The organism is Vibrio harveyi NBRC 15634 = ATCC 14126 = KCTC 12724 (assembly GCF_001591145.1).
Taxonomy (GTDB): Bacteria; Pseudomonadota; Gammaproteobacteria; order Enterobacterales; family Vibrionaceae; genus Vibrio; species Vibrio harveyi.
The window spans coordinates 1-22,177 of record NZ_BCUF01000052.1; the positions used below are offsets into that span (position 1 = coordinate 1).

20 protein-coding genes are annotated in these 22,177 nt (G+C 46.3%); 4 read left to right on the forward strand and 16 right to left on the reverse strand.

What is annotated here, in order from left to right; genetic code table 11:
* Window positions 1-216: 216 nt before the first annotated feature.
* Both VHA02S_RS20885 and dnaQ read right to left on the reverse strand, forming a co-directional pair.
* Window positions 217-1,467 carry a TIGR03503 family protein gene (locus VHA02S_RS20885; RefSeq protein ID WP_009698629.1) on the reverse strand — a complete coding sequence of 417 codons (1,251 nt, stop codon included), beginning with the start codon at window positions 1,465-1,467 and terminating at the stop codon, window positions 217-219.
* Window positions 1,468-1,478: 11 nt separating this feature from the next.
* A complete protein-coding gene (dnaQ, locus tag VHA02S_RS20890) occupies window positions 1,479-2,198 on the reverse strand; it encodes a DNA polymerase III subunit epsilon (RefSeq protein ID WP_038899081.1) in 720 nt (239 codons plus the stop codon).
* A 58-nt stretch (window positions 2,199-2,256) separates the two neighbouring features.
* Here dnaQ and rnhA point away from each other — a divergent pair, with 58 nt between their 5' ends.
* Window positions 2,257-2,721, forward strand: coding sequence for a ribonuclease HI (gene rnhA, locus VHA02S_RS20895; protein WP_005446139.1), 465 nt, complete (start codon window positions 2,257-2,259; stop codon window positions 2,719-2,721).
* Here the strand turns inward: rnhA and VHA02S_RS20900 are convergent.
* A complete protein-coding gene (locus VHA02S_RS20900; RefSeq protein ID WP_005446141.1) occupies window positions 2,718-3,473 on the reverse strand; it encodes a class I SAM-dependent methyltransferase in 756 nt (251 codons plus the stop codon). The genes rnhA and VHA02S_RS20900 overlap by 4 nt on opposite strands.
* Window positions 3,474-3,512: 39 nt before the next feature.
* Here VHA02S_RS20900 and gloB point away from each other — a divergent pair, with 39 nt between their 5' ends.
* From gloB to VHA02S_RS20915, 3 genes are all read left to right on the forward strand, one after another.
* Window positions 3,513-4,271 (forward strand): hydroxyacylglutathione hydrolase, encoded by a 759-nt coding sequence (gene gloB / locus VHA02S_RS20905; RefSeq protein WP_009703865.1) that lies wholly within the window; start codon window positions 3,513-3,515, stop codon window positions 4,269-4,271.
* Between the two features lie 252 nt (window positions 4,272-4,523).
* Window positions 4,524-6,110: a lytic transglycosylase gene (locus tag VHA02S_RS20910; RefSeq protein ID WP_038899080.1), complete on the forward strand. Its 1,587-nt coding sequence runs from the start codon at window positions 4,524-4,526 to the stop codon at window positions 6,108-6,110.
* The gene (locus tag VHA02S_RS20915) at window positions 6,107-6,793 is read left to right on the forward strand and encodes a YIP1 family protein (protein ID WP_038899079.1); all 687 of its coding nucleotides are present in this window, start codon (window positions 6,107-6,109) and stop codon (window positions 6,791-6,793) included. Before VHA02S_RS20910 ends, VHA02S_RS20915 begins: the two co-directional genes overlap by 4 nt.
* Window positions 6,794-6,816: 23 nt before the next feature.
* On the opposite strand, the gene VHA02S_RS20920 is transcribed toward VHA02S_RS20915, so the two are convergent.
* The 13 genes from VHA02S_RS20920 to bamA form a co-directional block, all read right to left on the reverse strand.
* On the reverse strand, window positions 6,817-7,668 hold the full coding sequence (locus tag VHA02S_RS20920) for an endonuclease/exonuclease/phosphatase family protein (RefSeq protein WP_038899078.1): 852 nt from the start codon (window positions 7,666-7,668) through the stop codon (window positions 6,817-6,819).
* A 230-nt stretch (window positions 7,669-7,898) separates the two neighbouring features.
* Window positions 7,899-8,237, reverse strand: coding sequence for a nitrogen regulatory protein P-II (gene glnB, locus VHA02S_RS20925; RefSeq protein ID WP_005436810.1), 339 nt, complete (start codon window positions 8,235-8,237; stop codon window positions 7,899-7,901).
* A 219-nt stretch (window positions 8,238-8,456) separates the two neighbouring features.
* Window positions 8,457-8,771, reverse strand: coding sequence for a c-type cytochrome (locus VHA02S_RS20930; RefSeq protein ID WP_005446152.1), 315 nt, complete (start codon window positions 8,769-8,771; stop codon window positions 8,457-8,459).
* Window positions 8,772-8,832: 61 nt separating this feature from the next.
* Window positions 8,833-10,164 carry a tRNA lysidine(34) synthetase TilS gene (gene tilS, locus VHA02S_RS20935; RefSeq protein WP_038899077.1) on the reverse strand — a complete coding sequence of 444 codons (1,332 nt, stop codon included), beginning with the start codon at window positions 10,162-10,164 and terminating at the stop codon, window positions 8,833-8,835.
* 87 nt (window positions 10,165-10,251) lie between these two features.
* Window positions 10,252-11,211 carry an acetyl-CoA carboxylase carboxyl transferase subunit alpha gene (accA, locus tag VHA02S_RS20940; RefSeq protein WP_005446156.1) on the reverse strand — a complete coding sequence of 320 codons (960 nt, stop codon included), beginning with the start codon at window positions 11,209-11,211 and terminating at the stop codon, window positions 10,252-10,254.
* Between the two features lie 47 nt (window positions 11,212-11,258).
* Window positions 11,259-14,738 (reverse strand): DNA polymerase III subunit alpha, encoded by a 3,480-nt coding sequence (gene dnaE / locus VHA02S_RS20945; protein WP_038899076.1) that lies wholly within the window; start codon window positions 14,736-14,738, stop codon window positions 11,259-11,261.
* 92 nt (window positions 14,739-14,830) lie between these two features.
* Complete coding sequence (gene rnhB, locus VHA02S_RS20950) at window positions 14,831-15,469, reverse strand: ribonuclease HII (RefSeq protein ID WP_005446160.1); 639 nt, start codon at window positions 15,467-15,469, stop codon at window positions 14,831-14,833.
* A 9-nt stretch (window positions 15,470-15,478) separates the two neighbouring features.
* Entirely contained in the window at window positions 15,479-16,618 is a 1,140-nt protein-coding gene (gene lpxB, locus VHA02S_RS20955; RefSeq protein ID WP_009698636.1) for a lipid-A-disaccharide synthase, read from the reverse strand.
* Window positions 16,619-16,755: 137 nt separating this feature from the next.
* Complete coding sequence (gene lpxA, locus VHA02S_RS20960) at window positions 16,756-17,544, reverse strand: acyl-ACP--UDP-N-acetylglucosamine O-acyltransferase (RefSeq protein ID WP_005446164.1); 789 nt, start codon at window positions 17,542-17,544, stop codon at window positions 16,756-16,758.
* A gap of 1 nt (window position 17,545) precedes the next feature.
* Window positions 17,546-17,998: a 3-hydroxyacyl-ACP dehydratase FabZ gene (gene fabZ / locus VHA02S_RS20965; protein ID WP_005430234.1), complete on the reverse strand. Its 453-nt coding sequence runs from the start codon at window positions 17,996-17,998 to the stop codon at window positions 17,546-17,548.
* A 173-nt stretch (window positions 17,999-18,171) separates the two neighbouring features.
* Window positions 18,172-19,203, reverse strand: coding sequence for a UDP-3-O-(3-hydroxymyristoyl)glucosamine N-acyltransferase (gene lpxD, locus VHA02S_RS20970; RefSeq protein WP_005446166.1), 1,032 nt, complete (start codon window positions 19,201-19,203; stop codon window positions 18,172-18,174).
* A 6-nt stretch (window positions 19,204-19,209) separates the two neighbouring features.
* Entirely contained in the window at window positions 19,210-19,719 is a 510-nt protein-coding gene (locus VHA02S_RS20975) for an OmpH family outer membrane protein (RefSeq protein ID WP_005446168.1), read from the reverse strand.
* Between the two features lie 13 nt (window positions 19,720-19,732).
* Window positions 19,733-22,147, reverse strand: coding sequence for an outer membrane protein assembly factor BamA (gene bamA, locus VHA02S_RS20980; RefSeq protein WP_005446169.1), 2,415 nt, complete (start codon window positions 22,145-22,147; stop codon window positions 19,733-19,735).
* Between the last annotated feature and the right edge of the window lie 30 nt (window positions 22,148-22,177).

Consider the following 22,177-nt stretch of genomic DNA (forward strand, 5'->3'; position numbering starts at 1 on the left):
AAAGGGCACTCTTTACAAATAGTAAGGGCCTTGGCTTGTATACTTTGTTGCCGATTCTTGATTTAGAATCAAGATCTTTAAATCGCCGCAGCGTCTACACATCAACTCATTCTCGCTGAACCCGAGTATCTGAGTTACTTGGGTATAAAACTCTAGTAAGACGATCTAACAAAAACGGAGCCAATCGGCTCCGTTCTATAATCTCATTTCTTTGCCCTACTTCTTAGGGACTTCCAATTGCATCTCTGGCATAGCTTGACGTTTAGCTTTTACCTTGCTCCATATGATCCAGAATAGCACCACTAGAATCAGTGCGATGACGTTTCCGATACCTATGATGATCATACTGCGCTTACGTTCCGCTTCGCGCTCAGCAATGATGCGTTTTTCCATTTCAATACGACGCTGCTCAGCGAGTTCCGCCTCTTTCGCGACACGAGCCGCTTCAAGATCCACCTCTTCAACAACACTAAATGACTGTTCTTTGATTGGGAAGACTAATGAACGCTTAGTCGCTAAGTCAGTTGCAAACACCTCACCGTGCCATGAGTATTTACCTAGCTCTGGATCGTTGTCCATTTTGAGCGTGGTTTTCGTGCCATCAGCCGACACTTGACCTTGGCTATAACTAATAAAACCATCGGGCGCTTCCTGCTCAATGTTCACCGCAATAGAGCCCGGAGTGATCATGCCTTGTTCACCACTGACCACCAGCTGATGCGGTTGGTCTGCATGACGTGATTGAATAAAGGTGCGCGTAATTGGCGATGGATAGACCAGCACGATTTGTTCTTGCGCTCTCAGGAAAACCCCGTTACCTGATGTAATGCGTGCGCGGTACTTACCCGGCTCAACATCAATTGGTAGCTGAACCGTAAATACACCATCACCTGCTTTTTCATCCAAACCACGACCATCATCGGCAAACTCACCGATCACCATAGGTACTGGTCGCGCTTCTTTGATCAGTTCGTCTTCATTCTCAACAAATTTGGTGAAGGTGACGCGCAGATTGACGCGGTCTAGAAAATCTCTCAATACCAACGGTTGATCGTCTGAGGTTAAACGCGCGGTGAACTTAAGCGCCTCACTGTGGTAAAGGCGATTAGGGAACACATCGGTACTCAGCTTGAGATGTGAAATCAGACGGATGTTGTTTTTAGGTGTGACCTTACCCACCGCCTGCCAAGGACCTGGCATTGGGTTATCAATCGATATGATGTCCAGAGAAGGCTCTTGGTACCAACGCACATTGTCGTAGGTACCCCATGCATAATATTTTTTGCCATCAGGACGGACAAGAACAACGGGCTGAGAGCTCTGTTCGCGATAAACCAGAAAGGTAATTTGTTCGATGGTTGGGTCGACACGAAATCGGTTATCTAACAAAGACATGGCGGACTCGCTCGCAGAAAACGCGAAACAACTCCAGAACGCTAAAATAGCGACTGACAAAGCCCTCAACATAGTCTCTCCTATTACTGCCAAATACTGTCGTTCACCAGTTCCAATCTTTTCTGGTGTGCTTCTACTTCATCGGCAGTTGCACGCAAAACCTTTAGCGCTTTTCTTCCTTCAACACGACGAATACCTTCTGCACCGCCGTCACTCTTGTTAGCGTTGAATTCTAGGCTTGTTTGTCCACCAGTCATCAGTAGGTAAACGTCAGCTAGAATCTCCGCATCGAGCAATGCCCCGTGGAGCGTACGGTGTGAGTTATCAATGCCGTAACGTTCACACAAAACGTCGAGGTTGTTTCGTTTGCCTGGGAAGATTTTCTTCGCCATGGCAAGGGTATCAGTCACCTTACAGAAGTCATCGGTTTTACCGATCGTCGGATCGAGCATTTCAAACTCGTAATCCATAAAGCCGGTATCGAAGGGCGCGTTGTGGGCAACCAACTCGGCACCTTTGATGAAATCTAAAAACTCTTGGTGGACATTTGCATAGTCCGGCTTGTCGACAAGAAACTCATCGGTGATACCGTGTACTTCAATTGCATCTGGCTGAATGTCACGGTCCGGTTTTAGGTAAACGTGGAAGTGACGACCAGTTAGCTTACGGTTGATGATTTCCACGGCACCGATCTCGATAATGCGGTGACCCATGTAGTGCGGGCCGCCTTCGAGGTTCATACCCGTGGTTTCGGTATCGAGTACGACAATACGATTATGTTCAGAATTGCTGCTGGTATTCATAAGGTTATGTGTGTCAGACTATGCTTTATTAAATGTTTCGGCTAATAGTACCAAAAATATGACCAAACACGTTGAGATTTTCACTGATGGATCTTGTTTAGGCAATCCTGGTCCAGGTGGTTACGGCATTGTTCTGCGTTACAAGCAAACAGAAAAGACGCTAGCAAAAGGCTACACATTGACGACCAACAACCGTATGGAAATGTTGGCAGCAGTAGTGGCACTTCAAACGTTAAAAGAGCCATGCCAAGTAACGTTAACAACGGATAGCCAGTACGTGCGCCAAGGCATTACGCAATGGATACACAACTGGAAAAAACGTGGCTGGAAGACCGCAGATAAAAAGCCGGTAAAGAACGCCGATCTATGGCAAGCACTCGATAAAGAAACCGCTCGCCACCAAGTAGATTGGCACTGGGTGAAAGGTCATGCGGGTCATCGTGAAAACGAAATCTGTGATGAGCTAGCACGCGCAGCCGCAGAAAACCCAACCGAAGAAGATACAGGGTACCAAGCGTCTTAGTTTTTACCGCTTGAGACCTTTTTCACTGCACTGCCCTCTCTGTTCATCACGCCCAATGGTGTTAACTTTCTCTTCAAGCGCCAATGCGGCTTGATCGGTTTGAGAGGGTACGTTCGTTTACGAGCAACGATATAGTACAAACTTCCTGCCGGTGATGCCCAATCGCCTAAGCTATTTTCTAGCCACGTCCACATAGTTTTGTAACGCGTCATAGGAAACAGCGCGTAACGGTCACAATGAATCACTTGATAGTTCAATACACCTAACCAGTCTTTGATACGGTTGGCGGTGAACATACGTCCGCTCCATGGTAAGTTGTTTCTGCGCCAAGGCAACAAACTTGCTACACCAGTGAGACTGATCGGATTAAACCCCGTAATAATAAGATAACCATCATCCATCATGACGCGGTCAACTTCACGTAGCAACCGATGGGGATCACTTGCATAGTCAAGCTGATGAGCCAGCACAACAACATCAAAGCTTTTCTCTAAAAAGGGTAATTCGTAACCATCTGCGATGACATTATGCAACGGGTTCTGGATATCTACGTTGACTTGGTGTTGAATGTTACAACTACAGCTGGTTAGCTCACAGCTCAAGCCACCCAATTTCAACATGTGGTAACCGAACAGCTTCGGACACCACTCATCAAGGCGGGTTTGGATTGACTCAAGTACCCATGGACCATTGTTCATTTCAGACCAAGTCGATGGGTGCTGTAAAGTTTTGTTGCTGAGTGCTGGTTTCATTAACCACCTGACTATTAAAAGGGTGACGGAGAACGAATCGTGTTAGAGATCAAAAGCATACCCGCATTTAATGATAATTACATCTGGCTGATACAAAATAGCGACAAGCGTTGTGCGGTGGTCGATCCGGGCGATGCTAAGCCAGTGTTAGAATATTTGCAGGCTAACGAATTAACTTTAGAAGCGATCTTAATTACGCACCACCACAACGATCACATTGGTGGCGTTCCAGATTTAGTTCATGCTTTTCCACATGTTTCTGTGGTAGGTCCAAAAGCGGAGCCTATTCCAACTTTAACCAATGCGATGGAAGAAGGCGACAAACTAGAGTTGTTTGGCGAAATCTTTATGGTACTTGGCTTACCAGGTCACACTCTGGGTCACATTGGCTATGTCGGCGACGGTAAGCTTTTCTGCGGCGATGTGTTGTTCTCAGCTGGTTGCGGTCGCATTTTTGAAGGCACACCAGAGCAGATGTTCGAATCCCTAAGTAAGCTTTCAAAGCTTCCTGAAGAAACCGAAGTATTCTCCGCTCATGAATACACCGCAAGTAACGTAGCATTTGCCCTTGCCGTTGAGCCGGATAATGAACACTTGCGCCAGTACCGCGACGACGTAAATCGCCTACGTGGACTGAACATTCCAACTCTCCCGACAACGCTGCGTAAAGAGAAACTCATTAACCCATTCCTTCGTGCGACCAACGCGGAAGTTATTCAATCCGTCGCAAACCGTATTGAAAATAGCGATCCATGCTCGGTTTTTACAGCTCTACGTGAGTGGAAGAACGAATTTTAACCAATTTCTGCTTGTAAACTTGCTCGACGCAAGTATTATCGTGAGCTGATTTTCATAGAAGCGCCTCTGGCGCTTCTATTGCGTTTAGGGGCTGATATAAAGCAGTTTGTATTTCACCCAAACGCATACAGTAGCGGCTATGTGCCCTACTTTTAGTTAGTGTTACAAGATGTCTATTATCTTGCGACTGCCACGCACCTTAGCTGCGCGACAGGCAGGAGAAGATAAACAGGCCCTAAATAGGCTGAATCCATGCGTTTAAAGTACAGTTGGGCGTTGGCGTTATTACTTTCTGGCTGTCAATTGACTCAGTCAGATTCAACAAACACTCCAGCACCAGAAACCAATAAGTCCGAGCAAGCAGTAAAACAAGATGCAGCTCAAACGGACTCCGAGAAAAAGCAATCAATAGCAAAGAAATCTGCTAAAGAGACCCCAAAAGCCCTTTCTCCTCAGGAACAAAAAGATGTATGGCGACGTATCGGCATGCAACTTGAGATGGACATCCCAGACAACAAGAAAATTGCTTACTACCGCACATGGTATTTGAAGCACCCTAGCCACCTGCGCACCGTTTCAGAACGTGCACAGCCGTTTTTGTACATGATTACAAAACGCATCGAAGAACGTGGACTGCCAATGGAGTTGGCGCTTCTGCCTGTGGTAGAGAGCTCGTTTGATGCGTTTGCATACTCGCACGGCAGCGCAGCAGGGCTTTGGCAGTTCGTGCCTGGTACGGGCAAAATGATGGGACTAGAGCAAAACTACTGGTACGACGGTCGTCGCGACGTGTACGCGTCAACTAATGCTGCACTCGATTACCTAGAGCAACAAAGCAAGCGCTTTGATGGTAACTGGGATCATGCTATCGCGGCGTACAACAGTGGTGGTGGTCGTGTATCAAGTGCCATTCGTAAGAACAAAAAGCTTGGTAAGCCAACAGACTTCTTCTCTTTGGATCTTCCAAAGGAGACAAGCAGTTACGTTCCTAAACTCCTTGCTCTTGCCGACATCGTCGCTAACCAAGATAAGTACGGTATCGAGATCCCACCGATCCCAAACAAACCAGTACTGACACTTGTTGATCCGAAAGAGCAACTCGATCTTGCGATTGCTGCTGATTACGCAGGCATTGGCGTAAAAGAGCTACAAGGTTACAACCCTGCTTACAACCAATGGTCTACCGCCCCAGAAGGACCACATCAACTTCTTATTCCTATTGAGAAAAAGGATCAGTTCCTTGCCCAAATGAAAAAGAACCGTGGTAAAGGGGTTAAAGTAGCACGCTACAAAGTGAAGTCTGGTGACTCACTCAGCGTGCTCGCTCAAAAGTACGGCACGACAACGAAAGTTATCCAACGTGCTAATGGTTTATCAAACAACAATATCCGCGTTGGTCAGTACCTGATGATCCCAACGTCAACAAAAGACGATTCTAAGTACGCTTTAAGTGCTGAAAATCGCCTCAACAAAATGCAATCTCAAGCTCGTGGTCAATACAAATTGACGCACACCGTCCAATCTGGCGAGAGCTTGTGGTCTATCGCGCGTGAGAACAAGGTCTCTCATAAATCCCTAGCGAAATGGAACGGTATGGGACCAAAAGACACACTGCGCGTCGGTCAAAAACTGGTGATTTGGAAGAACTCAGACAAAGGTGCGGTAATTCGCACTGTGTTCTACAACGTACGCTCAGGCGACACCATCAGTGGTATTGCAAGCAAGTTTAAGGTGAAGAGTAACGACATCGTGAAATGGAATTCTCTTCAAAAGCAGAAGTACCTGAAACCAGGTCAGAAGCTTAAGTTGTATGTTGACGTAACTAAGGTAAGTGTATGAACCCATCGAGTAACCCGCTTGTAATGTTGTTGGATATTTTCCGATCTCCAACATCGTGCTTCTTGGCGCTGTATCAGCGTGGAGGCTGGGGGTGGCAACCGTTCATCTTCTTGATGATCAGCCCATTCCTGTTTTGGGGTGCCTATTTCTCGAATGTGGATTTCACTTGGTTGAGTGAACAATTAACCGCTCAGTTCCAACAGGTCAATCCTAAGCAGATTGAACTGTTGGAGCCGAACACGCTGATGGCAAGTGCCATTATCAATGACGTGTTTAACCGTTTTGCAACGCTACTTCTACTGTCGCTTTGGTTCCTTCTAGCGACAAAAGCGAGCAAACAACAATACGGTTACTGGAAATGGTTTGCCGCTTCAAGCGCAATTCTATTCCCTGCTGTACTGGGTGACATCGCCAGCTACGCGAGCCTACTTTTGAAACACGGTGAAGTGATGACTTACGCTGCAGACCTAAACAGTCTTAACGGCCTGTTGAAACTGCCGTTAACCAACGAATGGTCACATTTTGCAAGCTCACTACCGCTATTGCTGCCTTGGTACATTGTATTAGGTTATGGCGTGGTTCTAACTTGGACTGAGTTTGAACGCGGACAGGCTCTTGTGATTTCGAGCCTGCCTTGGATTGCATTCTACGTGATTTGGGCACTGTACATCGTTATTACTTAAGTCCTCAAGCGAACTTAACGCTGTCAGCGCTCATCGTTGAGCATAAATGACACCAACAGTGGATTATGATCGGAAGCGTCGCTCTGCGGCGCTTTCGCATTTTTGAGGGTCAGACCACGATAAAAAACATGGTCAAGTGGCAATCCCGTAATGAATTGAGTTCGGTCATCTTGGTTAAACTTAGCCTCTTGAAGATGCGCTTTTTGTAACGCCTTTTTCATCGCAGCGACACGTTCTTCACTCCAGCTATTAAAATCCCCAGCAAACAGAATTGGGCCTTGGTGCTCCTTCAATACCATCTCTAACGCAGACAACTGCGATGTGTATTCTTCTGTGCCCACGGTAAAGTTAATTGCATGAATGTTCACGACTGCCAAAGTTTGACCATTGCTCAGTTGATATTTGCTGTACAGCGCAGATTTCGGCAAACGCAGCCACGGCTCTTTCGATGTATACGCACAAGCTCGGATTGGCGCTTGCTGAGCAATGCTAATCACACCAGCACCGCTGCCCAATGCTTTGAACGCACTGACTTGATTACTCACCCAATGCCCTTCTACCAACCAATTCTTAAACTCATCTGTTAAGCTCGCTTCTTGTAGAAGCAACAGTTGTTTATTGGCAGAAAACACATCCAATGCTTGTTGCCAGTTATCACGGTTCTGTTTATAGATATTCCACACCAAGACATTTAATTCACCGTCCTTATCGAGCGCTTGCGGTTTATCAAACTCCATACAACGGATGTTTTGAGTAATATTCGCCCCTGTTTGAGTAATAATTTGCGGCTGTTCTGGCACGGTGAAAATGGCCTGAAAGCTCACAAACCCAGCGATAATGAGAAAAACTAACGCAAAAGCAAAACGCTGATACATAAACCTACCTAAACACAAAAATGTCACATATATACCCGAGTGGCTTCAAGATGCAGAATTCAGAACGTTGCCGCTTCTACAAACCAAGTCACTTTCGCTGAACTACGCATCTCGAGGTTACTTGGGTATAAAATGCGAATAATAAAAAAGGAGCCATGCGCGGCTCCCTTTTAGCTTACTCAAATTTTCACCACATAATGAAGTGAAATCTTAATTCTATCTCGACGGAGTTAGATTGCGTCTTCGTCTTCTTCACCTGTACGGATACGTACTACGCGTTCTACGTCGGTCACGAAAATCTTACCATCACCAATCTTGCCCGTTTGCGCTGTTTCGATGATAGTTTCTACGCACTTGTCTGCAACGTCTTCAGTCACAACGATTTCTAGCTTCACTTTAGGCAGAAAATCCACCATGTACTCTGCGCCACGGTACAACTCAGTGTGCCCTTTTTGGCGACCAAAGCCTTTCACTTCAGAGACGGTCATCCCTGTAATGCCTACTTCAGCCAATGCTTCTCGAACATCATCCAATTTGAATGGCTTGATAATCGCTTCAATCTTTTTCATGTTCATCCCTTAAGCTTCAATCGTTTGCGCATATTATCGGTTAGCGTCCCACAACATTCAATCCTTGTTATTACCAAGCGACTGAAAATCCTGACGCTGATGGAGTTTATTTGACAAAGAACGCAACAAAATACAAGGTGACTGAGACCATACGTTGTGTTCGTCAATAGTAAAAAGCCAGAGCAAAAACTCTGGCTTAACGTAACCTATTGTTCGTACCTATTTTAAGCTCGCATAGTATGCCGCCAGGTTCGCAATATCCTCGTCAGAGAGCAAGTTCGCTTGTGCTTGCATCACAGGCGCAAGACCGCCGGTACGTTGACCCGCTTTATACGCTTTGATCGAGCTTTCAATGTATTGCTCGTTCTGCCCTTTCAGATTTGGATAACCCGGAATCACCGCGATACCATCCGCGCCATGACAAGCGGCACACACAGCAGCTTTCGCTTGTCCTGCCGCTGCATCTCCAGCAGCCAGTGCTTGCCCACTCAACATGGTTAGCGCCACCATTGCGCCCATGATTGTTTTCTTCATTGCTTCACCTAATCGTTTTTATTTAAGTATCTGTTTTTTATATTCGATATTGTGGCATGAATTACAACGCCTTGCGCCAGATAAGTTCACAGTCTTGACCACTGAAAGCCTGATCAACAAACAAATCTCCAACGGCGACTACCTGATTTTGGTACATCAAAATCGGAATTTGACGACGTAGCCAACTTGGCACATTGTACTCTTGAAACAACTTTTTCAGCTTACGACTGTGATTCCGCGTGGTTGGGTGCGCAGAAAGCCCCTCTGGATTAAACGTCACTCTGAGCAGATCTGGCTGGGACGGTAACGCTATTGTCGCGTTATCTGAGCTTGTGCTTAGCGTCAACTCTCCTAAATGTTCAGGCAGTACCAATCGTGTGTCGAGCTGAATTTGGCTGTGCCATGTTGTGACATCGACACTTTCTTTCACCCAGTAAAGACGATGTTGAAAGCGGCGCACTTCGCCTTGTTTGAGCTTGAGCTTTGGGTTGGCATCTTGTTGCGCCAAAGCGACTTCATTCCAAATCAGATTGAGTTGCACCTGCGTCGGCATGTTGACTGCAAGTTTTGCTAGCCACATTCGGATAAGCCTTGCCCGCGCGAGTTCACTGTGTTCATTGAGTGCTTCAATACTCACGCTGAGATCAGTTTGCAAAACACGCTCAAATGCCGCTCCTAGCAGTTCATCCAACAAGGCTTCTTGTTGCGCGCATAAACTCGCACTGCGCTGAACGGCTTGATGGACACTCGGCCAACGTTCAGATAACTCAGGCACAATTCGATGACGGAGGAAGTTACGGTCGTAACGAATATCTTGGTTACTTTCGTCTTCTACCCAGTCCAGTTTTTGCTCTCTGGCTGCCGCTTCGATTTGCTCTCGCTTAACGGTCAGCAACGGACGAACTAATATGCCACCAGCAAACGGCATGCTTTCAGCCATTGCTGATAACCCCTTTGGTCCACTGCCTCGTTTAAGTGCTAACAAGAAGGTTTCCACTTGGTCATCGGCATGTTGCCCTGTCAGCAATAAGTCACCCATTTGGATATGCTTTTCTAAGGCTTGGTAACGAGCTTCACGTGCCAACAACTCGATACTTTCACCGCTGTTGATGTCTAACTCAACCCGTTCAACAGTGCATGGAATGTTCACATGTTTTGCCCATAGCAAGCATTTGTCTGCCCAATCATCGGCATTCGAACTTAAACCATGATGAACGTATACCGCCTGACACCTGAGTAACTTAGATTCAGTTGAGTTCACTTGCTGATAACGACTGAGTAGCTCAAGTAGCAGACGCGAATCAACCCCGCCGCTAAACGCCAAGACAATCTTTGTATCTGGTTGAAAATAGCGGTCGAGAACTTGAGCAAAATGCGAGTAAAGCGATTCCATAAGCCATCCGATAGAAACAAAAAAGGGTTAGGCATATGCCCAACCCTTTCTATTTTATCTGTTATCTTGCGAGATATCAGCTAGCGCTTAGCAGTAACCGTAGTTCATTAGACGTTGGTAACGACGCTCTAGTAGCGTTTCGTGGTCTAGTTGCTCAAGGTCTTCTAGCTGACGAAGCAAGTTAGCTTTCATGTTTGCAGCCATTTGAACGTGGTCGCGGTGCGCGCCACCTAGCGGCTCTTCAATGATTTCGTCAATAAGCTCAAGCTCTTTTAGGCGCGGAGCTGTTAGACCCATTGCTTCTGCTGCTTGAGGCGCTTTGTCTGAATCACGCCATAGAATTGAAGCACAACCTTCCGGAGAGATTACTGAATACGTTGAGTACTGAAGCATGTTTACGTAGTCACCAACACCAATAGCGAGTGCACCACCAGAACCGCCTTCACCAACAACGTTACAGATTACTGGTACTTTAAGACCAGACATCACTTTAAGGTTCTTCGCGATGGCTTCTGATTGACCACGCTCTTCAGCGCCAACACCTGGGTACGCACCTGCTGTGTCGATGAAAGTGATGATTGGCATGTTGAAACGCTCAGCCATTTCCATCAAACGCAGTGCTTTACGGTAACCTTCAGGCTTTGGCATACCAAAGTTACGTTTTACTTTTTCTTTGGTTTCACGACCTTTTTGGTGACCAATGATCATCACAGGACGACCTTCAAGACGAGCAATACCACCAACGATCGCTTTGTCGTCTGCGAACGCGCGGTCACCCGCAAGCTCATCAAACTCTTCGAAGACGTGCTGAATGTAATCTAGCGTGTATGGACGTAAAGGGTGACGAGCCAGTTGAGCTGTTTCCCATGCACCTAGGTCGCTGAAGGTTTTCTTCTTAAGCTCTAGGCTCTTCTTCTCAAGCTGTTCGATTTCTTTATCAAGGTCAATTGCAGAATCACCACCGTGACGAGATACGTCACGTAGCGCTTCAATTTTCGCTTCTAGTTCTGCAATTGGCTTTTCAAATTCAAGAAAGTTTAGGCTCATCTATGAATCCTTTTTGACTCAGCGTCTTACGTATTGCGCTGAATTTTTTAGTTAAATTCGAGTTCTACTTGGCTCTTACCAAGTAACTGTTTTAAATCGTCTAGTAATGTATCACTTGGCGTTACTCGCCATTCGGTGCCCAATGTTAACCGCGCTCTGGCGTCGGCACGCTGGTAGTATACATTGACAGGTACGGTTCCGGCTTTGTGCGGTTCTAAAATACGAGTAAATTGCTCAAAGAATTTATCGTTAATCTGTTTAGCATCAATTGATACTGACAAACCACGTGCATATTTCTCACGCGCAGTACCCAGATCCATAACTTCACGCGCCGACATTTTAAGGCCACCGTTGAAGTCATCAAAGCTGACCTGTCCAGAAACAACCAAAATTTTATCTTTTTCGAGAAGTTCTGCATACCTATCAAGCGCATCCGAGAACAACATCACCTCCATTCGACCACTTCGGTCGTCCAGAGTCATGATACCGATTCGTGTACCGCGCTTGGTTGTCATAACACGAGCTGCAATCACCAAACCCGCGACTGTCACAGATTGATCACGACGAGTTGGGGTTGCGTCTTTTAGTCGACAACTAACGTACTTATTTAGTTCCTTTATGTATGCGTTAACTGGGTGCCCGGTCAAATATAAACCGAGCGTCTCACGTTCACCCTCTAACCATACTTTCTCTGGCCATGCTGGCACCTGAGTATATTTGTGTTCCACCTCTTCCGGAGCATCGGTCAATACACCGAACATATCCGTTTGACCAAATGCTTCCGCTTGGTGGTGTTGGCTTGCCGCTTTCACCGCGTCATTAAGCGATGCCATTAGTGCCGCACGGTGTGGACCCAGTCTATCGAGTGCGCCTGCGTAAATCAGCTTTTCGATGACACGTTTGTTGACCTTTTTCAGGTCGATTCGCGCACAAAAATCAAATAGGTCGATGAAGTGACCGCCTTTGTTGCGCGCTTCCAAGATCGCATCGATTGGACCTTCACCCACACCTTTAATCGCGCCGATGCCATAAACAATCGCGCCATTCTCGTCTACGTTAAAGCGGTACAAGCCGGCATTGATGTCAGGCGGAAGCACGGTGAGCTTCATGCGGAAACATTCGTCAACTAAGCCAACCACTTTCTCAGTGTTATCCATATCGGCAGTCATTACCGCTGCCATGAATTCCGCTGGATAGTGCATCTTCAGCCATAGCGTTTGGTACGAAACCAGTGCGTAGGCTGCCGAGTGAGATTTGTTAAAGCCGTAACCCGCGAACTTCTCTACCAAGTCGAAGATCTTCATCGCCAACTCGCCATCGACACCGTTGGCAATTGCCCCCTCTTCGAAGGTAGCACGCTGTTTCGCCATCTCTTCCGGTTTTTTCTTACCCATCGCACGACGAAGCATGTCCGCACCACCAAGGGTGTAGCCAGACAGTACCTGTGCGATCTGCATTACCTGTTCTTGATACAGGATGATGCCGTAAGTCGGATCCAGAATCTCTTTAAGCGATTCGTGTTGCCACTTTTCATCAGGATAAGAGATCGCCTCACGACCGTGCTTACGGTCGATAAAGTTATCTACCATGCCCGACTGAAGCGGCCCTGGGCGGAACAGTGCCACCAATGCGATGATGTCTTCAAAACAGTCCGGTTGCAGACGTTTAATCAGCTCTTTCATACCGCGCGATTCAAGCTGGAATACCGCAGTGGTTTCTGAGTTTTGCAGCAAACGGAATGACGCCGCATCATCCAGTGGAATCGATTCGATGCGAACAGGATCTTTGCCTTCACGTTCTAGACGCGGGTTAATCAGACCCAACGCCCAGTCGATGATGGTTAAGGTACGCAGACCCAAGAAGTCAAACTTAACCAGACCAGCGGTTTCAACGTCGTTCTTATCGAACTGAGTAACTGGGAAGTGACCTTCCGAGTCAGCATAAATCGGGGCGAAGTCTGTAATTGTGGTTGGTGAGATTACAACACCACCCGCGTGCTTACCTGCGTTACGTGTACAACCTTCTAGGATGCGACACATATCGATCAGTTCTTTAACTTCTTCGTCAGCATCATACAACTCAGGCAGTGCTGGCTCAGCTTTAAACGCTTTCTCCAGAGTCATACCCGGATCAGGCGGTACCAGTTTGGAGATACGGTCTACAAAACCAAACGGATGCCCCAGTACACGACCTACGTCGCGAATTACCGCTTTTGCCGCCATGGTACCGAAGGTGATGATCTGTGATACCGCATCACGACCGTACATTTCTGCTACGTGATCAATTACTTGGTCACGTTTATCCATACAGAAGTCGACGTCAAAATCGGGCATGGATACACGTTCTGGGTTCAAAAAACGTTCGAATAGAAGGTCATATTCTAACGGATCAAGATCGGTGATTTTTAATGCGTATGCCACCAAAGAACCAGCACCCGAACCACGACCCGGACCTACCGGAATCGCGTTGTCTTTCGACCACTGAATGAACTCCATTACGATCAAGAAGTAACCTGGGAATCCCATTTGGTTGATTACGTCGAGTTCGATTTGTAGACGATCATCGTATTCAGGACGACGTTGCTTGCGCTCTTCCTCATCTGGGAATAGGAACTCTAGACGCTCTTCCAGACCTTCACGAGACTTCATGACCAAGAAATCAGTCTCTTCCATACCCTCGGTTGGGAAAGCTGGGAGGAAGTATTCGCCAAGACGTACTGTGACGTTACAGCGCTTGGCAATTTCGACACTGTTTTCTAGTGCTTCCGGAATGTCGGCAAACAGCTCGCACATTTCCTCTTCAGTACGCAGGTATTGTTCTGGGCTGTAATTCTTTGGACGACGCGGATCTTCTAGTGTGTAACCGTCATGGATCGCAACGCGAATTTCATGAGCGTCAAATAAATCTTCGCTGATAAAGACTACTTCGTTGGTAGCGACTACTGGCAATTGTGTTTCTTCTGCCAATTCGATGGCAAAGTGCAGGTAAGTCTCTTCGTCGGAACGACCAGTACGAACCAGCTCTAAATAGAAACGGTCTGGGAAATATTCTTGGTAGAACGCTACACAGCTTTCCACCACTTTGCGGTTACCCTTAAGTAACGCTTTACCAATTTCACCATTTTTCGCGCCAGACAATACGATCACACCTTCTGACAGCTCGGCTAACCAAGCTTTATCAATCACAGGTTGGTGTTGTACGTGACCACGAAGGTAGGCTTTAGAGATCAATAAGGTCAGGTTTTTGTAACCTTCGTTATCTGCAGCCAATAGGGTCAGTTGCGTCAGTTCCTCACCAAACTCATCCGATTGCATTTTGAAATCTGCGCCGATGATTGGTTTCACACCACTGCCGTGCGCAGTGCCGTAGTATTTCACCAAACCACATAGGTTAGTGAAATCGGTCAACGCCATTGCTGGCATGCCGAGCTCGGCGACTTTCTTAACGAGCGGTGGAACTTTGTTGATACCATCCACCATCGAGAAATCACTGTGGATTCGAAGGTGAATGAACTTAGGATCTGACATTAACAGGTACCGTAAAACTAAATCTTGTTTGGGATTCTAACCTAAAGCGGGCATGGTTTATAACACCGATATGCCCGTTATACCACTTTGGCTTATTCTTCGATGCCGAGCGCTTTCTTTACTGGTTTGAAGCTCTTACGATGCTCACTGATCACACCGTGTTGTTCAATTGCTTCAAAGTGCGCTTTGGTTGGGTAACCTTTGTGCTTAGCAAAACCAAATTGTGGGTATTGCTTGTCTAACTCTTCCATTTCTTGGTCACGAACGACTTTCGCAATGATAGAAGCAGCACTGATTTCAGCAACACGCAAATCGCCCTTCACGACGGCTTGCGAGTCCATCGGAAGTTGCGGGCAACGGTTGCCGTCGATAAGAGCTAAGTCTGGCTGCACTTCCAAACCAGCGATCGCACGTTGCATAGCAACCATCGTCGCTTGCAGGATGTTTAGCTCGTCAATTTCTTCTGGAGAGCAGCGCCCTACTGACCAAGCCAACGCTTTCTCTTTGATTTCTGGCAGCAGCGCCATGCGTTTTTTCTCGCTCAGTTTTTTAGAATCGTTCAAACCCTCAATTGGGTTATTCGGATCTAAGATCACTGCCGCAGTCACGACATCGCCAACCAAAGGACCGCGTCCTACCTCATCAACACCGGCAACCAATTGATAGCCTTGTGGATATTCAAACGGTGGTAGTTCAACTTTGGTTTTGGTCGCTTTTGGTTTAACAGCCATGATAAATCTCTATTTTTCAATCAGTTTTAGAACCGCATTTGCGGCTTGTTGGTCCGCATCTTTACGGATCCAGTGGTGCATTTCGGTGAACTTATCCAACATTTCTTGGTTGTCACTTTCTAGCAAGCGAGACACTTCGTTGAATAAATTATCCGGTGTGCAATCCTCTTGCAGATATTCTTTGACCAATTCGGTATCAGCCAAAATATTCGGTAGCGATACGTATTTAGTCTTCAGCAATCGTTTAGCAAGAAATGCCGTCATAGCGTTCACACGGTAACCCACCACCATCGGACGCTTAAGTAACATGCATTCTAAGGCCACGGTACCGGAAGCCAACATCACCGCGTCTGAAGCCGTAATTACGTTACGCGCTGTATCATCCACCAACTTAAAGTCCAATTCTGGAGCGTATTCTTTCCACGCTTGTTCGAATTGCTCACGACGTTTTTGATTTACTAACGCAACGACAAAACCAAGATCTGGGAATTTCTGATGGAGTTTTTTACACGTTTCAATGAAGGGTTGAGAGAGCATTTTCAGCTCACTACCACGACTCCCCGGAAGCACCGCTAGCCATTGCTTATCTTGTTCTAGACCCAATAGCTCGCGAGCAGGCGCTTTGTCTGATTGCAGTGGAATCGCATCTGCAAGAGTATGACCAATGAATTCACAAGGTACATTGAATTTGTCGTAGAACGCTTTTTCAAACGGAAGGAATGCCAGCACTAGATTGGTTGCTGCTTCAATTTTGAAAATACGCTTCTGACGCCAAGCCCAAACTGAAGGGCTCACGTAATGCACGGTTTTTATCCCTGCATTTTTCAAATCCAGTTCAACACGCAAGTTAAAATCTGGTGCATCGATACCAATAAAGACATCTGGCGGGTTATCAGTAAAGTACTTAACAAGCTCAGCTTTGACTTTTAGCAGTCTTGGTAAGCGTCCTAGAACTTCTACTAAGCCCATTACAGCAAGCTCTTCCATATCGAAGAGAGACTCACAACCTTGAGCGATCATCTTTGGACCGCCAATACCAACGAACTCCGCGTCAGGGTATTGTTGTTTCACCGCTTTGATAAAGCCTTCACCTAGCGTGTCGCCAGACAGTTCTCCGGCAATGATGCCGATACGTAATGGTCTTTCCATATCTACTTCGCTATTTTTCCTGTGCGCTATGGATAACGGTTTGCACTTTCTCTCACACAAACCGTTATCCATAAAACACAAAAAGACCGCAGCCCTGCTTGGGCGCGATCTTTTCTATTTAACCGCTCACTCGTTGATTAACGAATGATGCCACGTTCCGTCGTTTCCAGAATGTCTGAGAAACGTTTCACTGCTGGCCACTCTTGTGCCATTTCAGCTAGGATTGGTTTTACTTCTTCCAGAGTCTTACCTGAACGGTAGATTTCTTTATACGCTTTCTGTAGTGCACGAATCTCTGGTTTTTCAAAACCATTACGCTTCAAACCAACCAAGTTCAAACCAAATGGCGTCGCATGGTTACCTTGCGCGAGTACGTAAGCTGGTACGTCTTGAACAACGGCAGAACAGCCGCCAACGTAAGCATAAGCACCAACAGTACAGAACGGATGAATCGCAGAAAGTGCCATAACACCAGCATGATCATCAACCGTTACGTGACCACCAAGGATCGCGTTGTTGCCAATGTGAGTGTGGTTACCTACGATAACATCGTGTGCGATGTGAGCGTTAACACACAGCAGGTTATCATCACCAATCACTGTTGTTGCTTTATCTTGAACCGTACCACGGTGAATTTGAACCGCTTCACGAATCACGTTGCGGTCACCAATAACCACTGTTGTATCTTCGCCACCGTACTTCTTGTCTTGGTTCTCTTCACCAATCACAGCATGTGGGAAAATGCGGTTATCTTTACCAATTTTGGTGTGGCCTTTGATCACTACGTGAGACATCACTTCAGTGCCTTCACCAATCTCCACCGTAGAGGTGATGTAAGTGAAAGGACCAACGGTCACGTTAGCGCCAATTTTCGCGCCTTCTTCTACCACCGCTGCTGGGTGGATTTTAGCGGTTTCATGAATCATATTAAAACTCTCGACGAGCACACTTCAGCTCAGCTGAACATACCACTTCGCCGTCAACTTTTGCTACACCGCTAAATGCAGCAATGCCACGGCGCTCTTTCAGAAATTCTACTTCAATAATCATTTGATCGCCTGGTACTACTGGCTTACGGAACTTAGCACCGTCTACACTTGCGAAGTAGTACAGTTCGTTTTCCGTTGGTGCACCAAATGATTTAAATGCAAGTAGGCCTGTCGCCTGAGCCATCGCTTCCAAGATCAATACGCCTGGGAATACTGGTAGCTGTGGAAAGTGACCTGTAAACTGAGGTTCGTTAACCGACACGTTTTTAATTGCGTGAAGGTACTTCTCTTCTTGGAAGTCAATCACACGGTCGATCAATAAGAATGGGTAGCGATGAGGTAGTAGCTCTTGAATTTCAGAGATGTTCATCGTTTTCTTTTCAGTAGTCAAAGTCGTCTTCCTATATCAATTCTCAACAACCAAGATGGCAAGGCAGCGGCAAATGCCACTTATTCAGGAATTGCCTGCAAAGTGTATACCAGCTTGGTGATAAATCTACTTATAGCGCGTCATTATAGAAGAAAAAGACCCGCATTTCGCGAGTCTTTGTTCAGAATGTGGAACTAAGATTCTTCTTTCTGTTCCAGCTGCTTTTCAACAGCTTTCAGGCGTTTGTTCATCTCGTCAATACGGTGAACTCGAGTCGCCGTTTTACGCCACTCTCGGTTGGTTTGCAGCGGAATGCCTGATGAGTACAGACCTTTCTCTTCGATACTGCGCATCACCATGCCCATACCGGTGATAGCTACGCCATCTGCAATCGTGATGTGACCATTAAGAACCGACGCGCCGCCGATCTGACAGTACTTACCAATTTTCGTACTGCCCGCCACAATAGTACCACCTGGCATCACGGTACCATATCCGATCTGCACGTTATGAGCGATTTGAAGTTGGTTATCAAGAACTACGTTGTCTTCGATGATGGTGTCTTCTAGCGCACCACGGTCAATAGTGGTACATGCACCGATCTCGACACGGTTACCGATACGCACAGAACCCAGCTGAGGGATCTTGATCCATTCGCCTTTGTCATTTGCATAACCGAAACCATCAGAGCCAATGACTGTACCTGATTGAACTAGACAGTCATCACCCAACGATACTTCATGATAAATCGTCACATTAGCCCAAAGCTTAGTATTGTTACCTAGCTTTGCGTTTTTACCGATAAAGCAACCAGCGCCAACACTTACGTTGTCGCCTAGTTCTACACCCGTTTCAATCACTGCGTTAGCACCGATTGTCACGTTCGTACCCATCTTTACATCTGCTGCGATCACTGCACTTGGTGCAATCTCATCAGCGGGCTTTGGCGTGGTGTCCATCGCTTGAACAACACGAGCGAAAGCAATGTAAGGGTCAGCAACAACCAGAGCGTTACCCGCGCACTGGTCTTTGTGTTCTGGTTTCACCATTACCACAGTTGCTTGGCACTCAGATAGGTGTTTCGCGTATTTTGGGTTAGACAAGAAGGTCACATCGCCTTCTTGTGCTTTATCCATTGGAGCTACGCGGTTTACAACGAGAGACTCGTCACCAAATAGCTCACCCCCGGTAATTGTTGCCAACTCGGCTAATGTCAATTTCTTCATAACTTCTTATTTTAGAGCTTTAATTACGTCTTCAGAGATGTTGTATTCTGGCTTACCGTACTGAAGCGAAGAGATATCGATAACTAGGTCGTAACCTTTTTTCTCTGCTACTTTCTTCACTGCGTCTTGGATAGTTTTGAATAGTTTTGCTTTCTCTTCAGCTTCGCGACGTGCACTTGCTTTCTCAAGCGCTTGTGCTTTCACTTTGTATTCGCTGTCTAGTTTAGCGATATCAATACGCAGTTTTTCGATCTCTTCTTGACCTAGAAGCTCGCCGTCACGCTGCAGTTTTTCAATCTTTGTCTTAGCTTGCGCTTGGATTGATTTCAGCTCATCAGCTTTGCTCTTAAAGTCTTTCTGCATTTTTTGTAGAACCACTTCACGTTGAGGAAGTGCTTGGAAAACTTGAGCAGTGTTGATGTAGCCAATTTTCTGAGCAGCTTCTGCCGCGTTTGCAAACATTGAAGAGCTAAGTACAAGAAGGCCAATGCCTGCCGCTTTGATCATTTTATTCAAAATATTTTCCTCTTTAGAAGGTTCTACCGATAGTGAACGTGAAGAACTCTTCATCGTCGCCATCAAATTTCTTAATTGGTTTCGCTAGTGAGAATACTAGTGGTCCCATTGGAGACATCCATTGCAACGCCGCACCATAAGATGAACGGTAGTTGGTTGGATCTGAGTAATCGTAGTAGTAACGGTCGCCGTATTCAGCACCAGAACTGCGGTAATCGAATTCCGTATCCCAAACACTTGCCATATCAAAGAAGATACTGGTACGAATTTGGTTACGAACTTCATCCGAAGCAAATGGGGTTGGTACGATCAACTCGATACTTGCAAGCGCTACCGCGTTACCACCAACAGAATCATCTGTTGCGGTGTCAGCACCGTTGTTTGAGCCTGAGTAATCACGGTAAACCGCTTTCGGACCTACTGAGTTAGAGCCGAAACCACGTAGTGTTGTAAAACCACCTGCGTAGTAGTTTTCGTAGAATGGGAACAAGTTATCGTTGCCATCCGTTTGACCATAACCGTTACCATAACCTAGACGACCACGGAACAAGAGCGTGAACTCATGCTTCTTGGTTAATGGCACGTATTGACGAACATCATACTGCATCTTGAAGTATTGAACGTCAGAGCCAGGTACGGTCATCTTGTAGAATGCACGTTGGTGGTTACCTGCTGTCGGGAAGTAACCGCGGTTCAGGTTGTTACGTGTCCACGAGATGTTGAAGTCAAAGTCATTAGTATTCAATGCGCCGCTAGAATCAATGTTGTCAGCTTGCGCTTGTAGGAACTGTTCTACCTGTAGGTAAGGTGACAAGTTACCGATCTTGTTGTGGGTGTAACCAACACCGAACTCAAAGCGGTTCAGTTCGTCAAATGGGAAGCCCCATGTCAAACTTGCACCATAGCTTTGGTTGGTATAGTCAACGATACCCGCTTCAGATGCTTCGAACTCATCGTAGAAGATCTTACCACCCAAACTTACACCATCTAGGTTCCAGTATGGGTCACGGTAGTCCAAGCTCACGTTTTTCTGGTAGTCGTTCATCATCGCGTTAATACCAACGCGGTTACCACTACCAATAAAGTTGTCTTGTTGTAGACCAACTTGGAAGCTCACGCCTGATTCAGTACCGTAACCTACACCGAAGTTTACGCTGCCTGAGTTAGCCTCTTTTACGGTATAAACAAGATCAACTTGGTCATCGCTGCCAGGTACACGGACCGTTTGAACCTCTACATTTTCGAAATAGCCAAGACGGTTTAGACGCGTTTTACCCGTTTCGATAGATTTCGAGTTTAGCCAGCTACCTTCCATCTGACGCATTTCACGACGCAATACTTCATCTTTCGTCGAGTTGTTACCCGTAAAGCGAATATCTCGTACATAAATACGGTTGCCTGGGTCAACGTTCACAATCAAAGAAACTTGCTTGTTCTCGTCATCAAACTCAGGGATGGTATTGACTTGTGGGTAAGCGTAACCAGATTCACCTAGTACGCGCTTAATGCCTTCTTCCATCGAAGTCACACGAGAACCATTGTATGTCTCGTTATCTTCAAATGGCACAAGCTTTTCGAATTCCGCCTCTTCACCAATCAGGTTGCCACGGAATTTTACGTCCTTAACGGTGTAAACGTCGCCTTCTTCAAGACCAAGTGTAATGTATACGCCTTTTTTGTCAGGAGAAATCGCCACTTGTGTCGAATCAACGTTAAATTTCAGGTAACCACGGTCTAGGTAGTAAGACTTCAGAGCTTCGATATCACCAGCAAGCACTTGCTTTTGGTATTTTTCGTCCGCTAGGAAGTTCCACCATGGCACATCAACATTTAGGTTGAAACGAGAAAGAAGTTCTTCGTCAGAAAAGACTTCATTGCCGATAAAGTTGATTTGTTGAATTTTCGCCGAAACACCTTCGGTGAAGACGAATTTCAAGTCAGAACGGTTACGAGGCAATGGAGTAACAACCGCTTTTACCGTTGCGTTGTATTTACCAACACTGTAGTAAAAGTCTTCCAAACCTTTTTCGATGTTGCTTAGCGTTGTACGGTCAAGCGCTTCACCTTCACGAACACCAGAAGCATTCAGGTTTTCTTGTAGCTGCTCGTCCTTGATTGCTTTGTTACCCGAGAATGAGATGCTCGCAATAGTTGGACGTTCTTTCACTTGAACAACCAGAACATCACCATCACGCAGTACTTTTACATCTTCGAAGTTACCCGATGCGTACAATGCACGAATGATCTCTGCAACATCGCCTTGGTCAACGGTGTCACCGACACGTACAGGCATTTTCAGCAACGCGGCACCTAGTGCGACGCGCTGCAATCCATCGATTTCAATATCTTTAACTACAAAGTTCTCTGCTCCATTTGCAGATACACTGGTCGCCAGTAAACTTGCAAACAGAATTCGCTTAATCGCCATACTTGTTCTAATTATTCCTTGCTACTACTT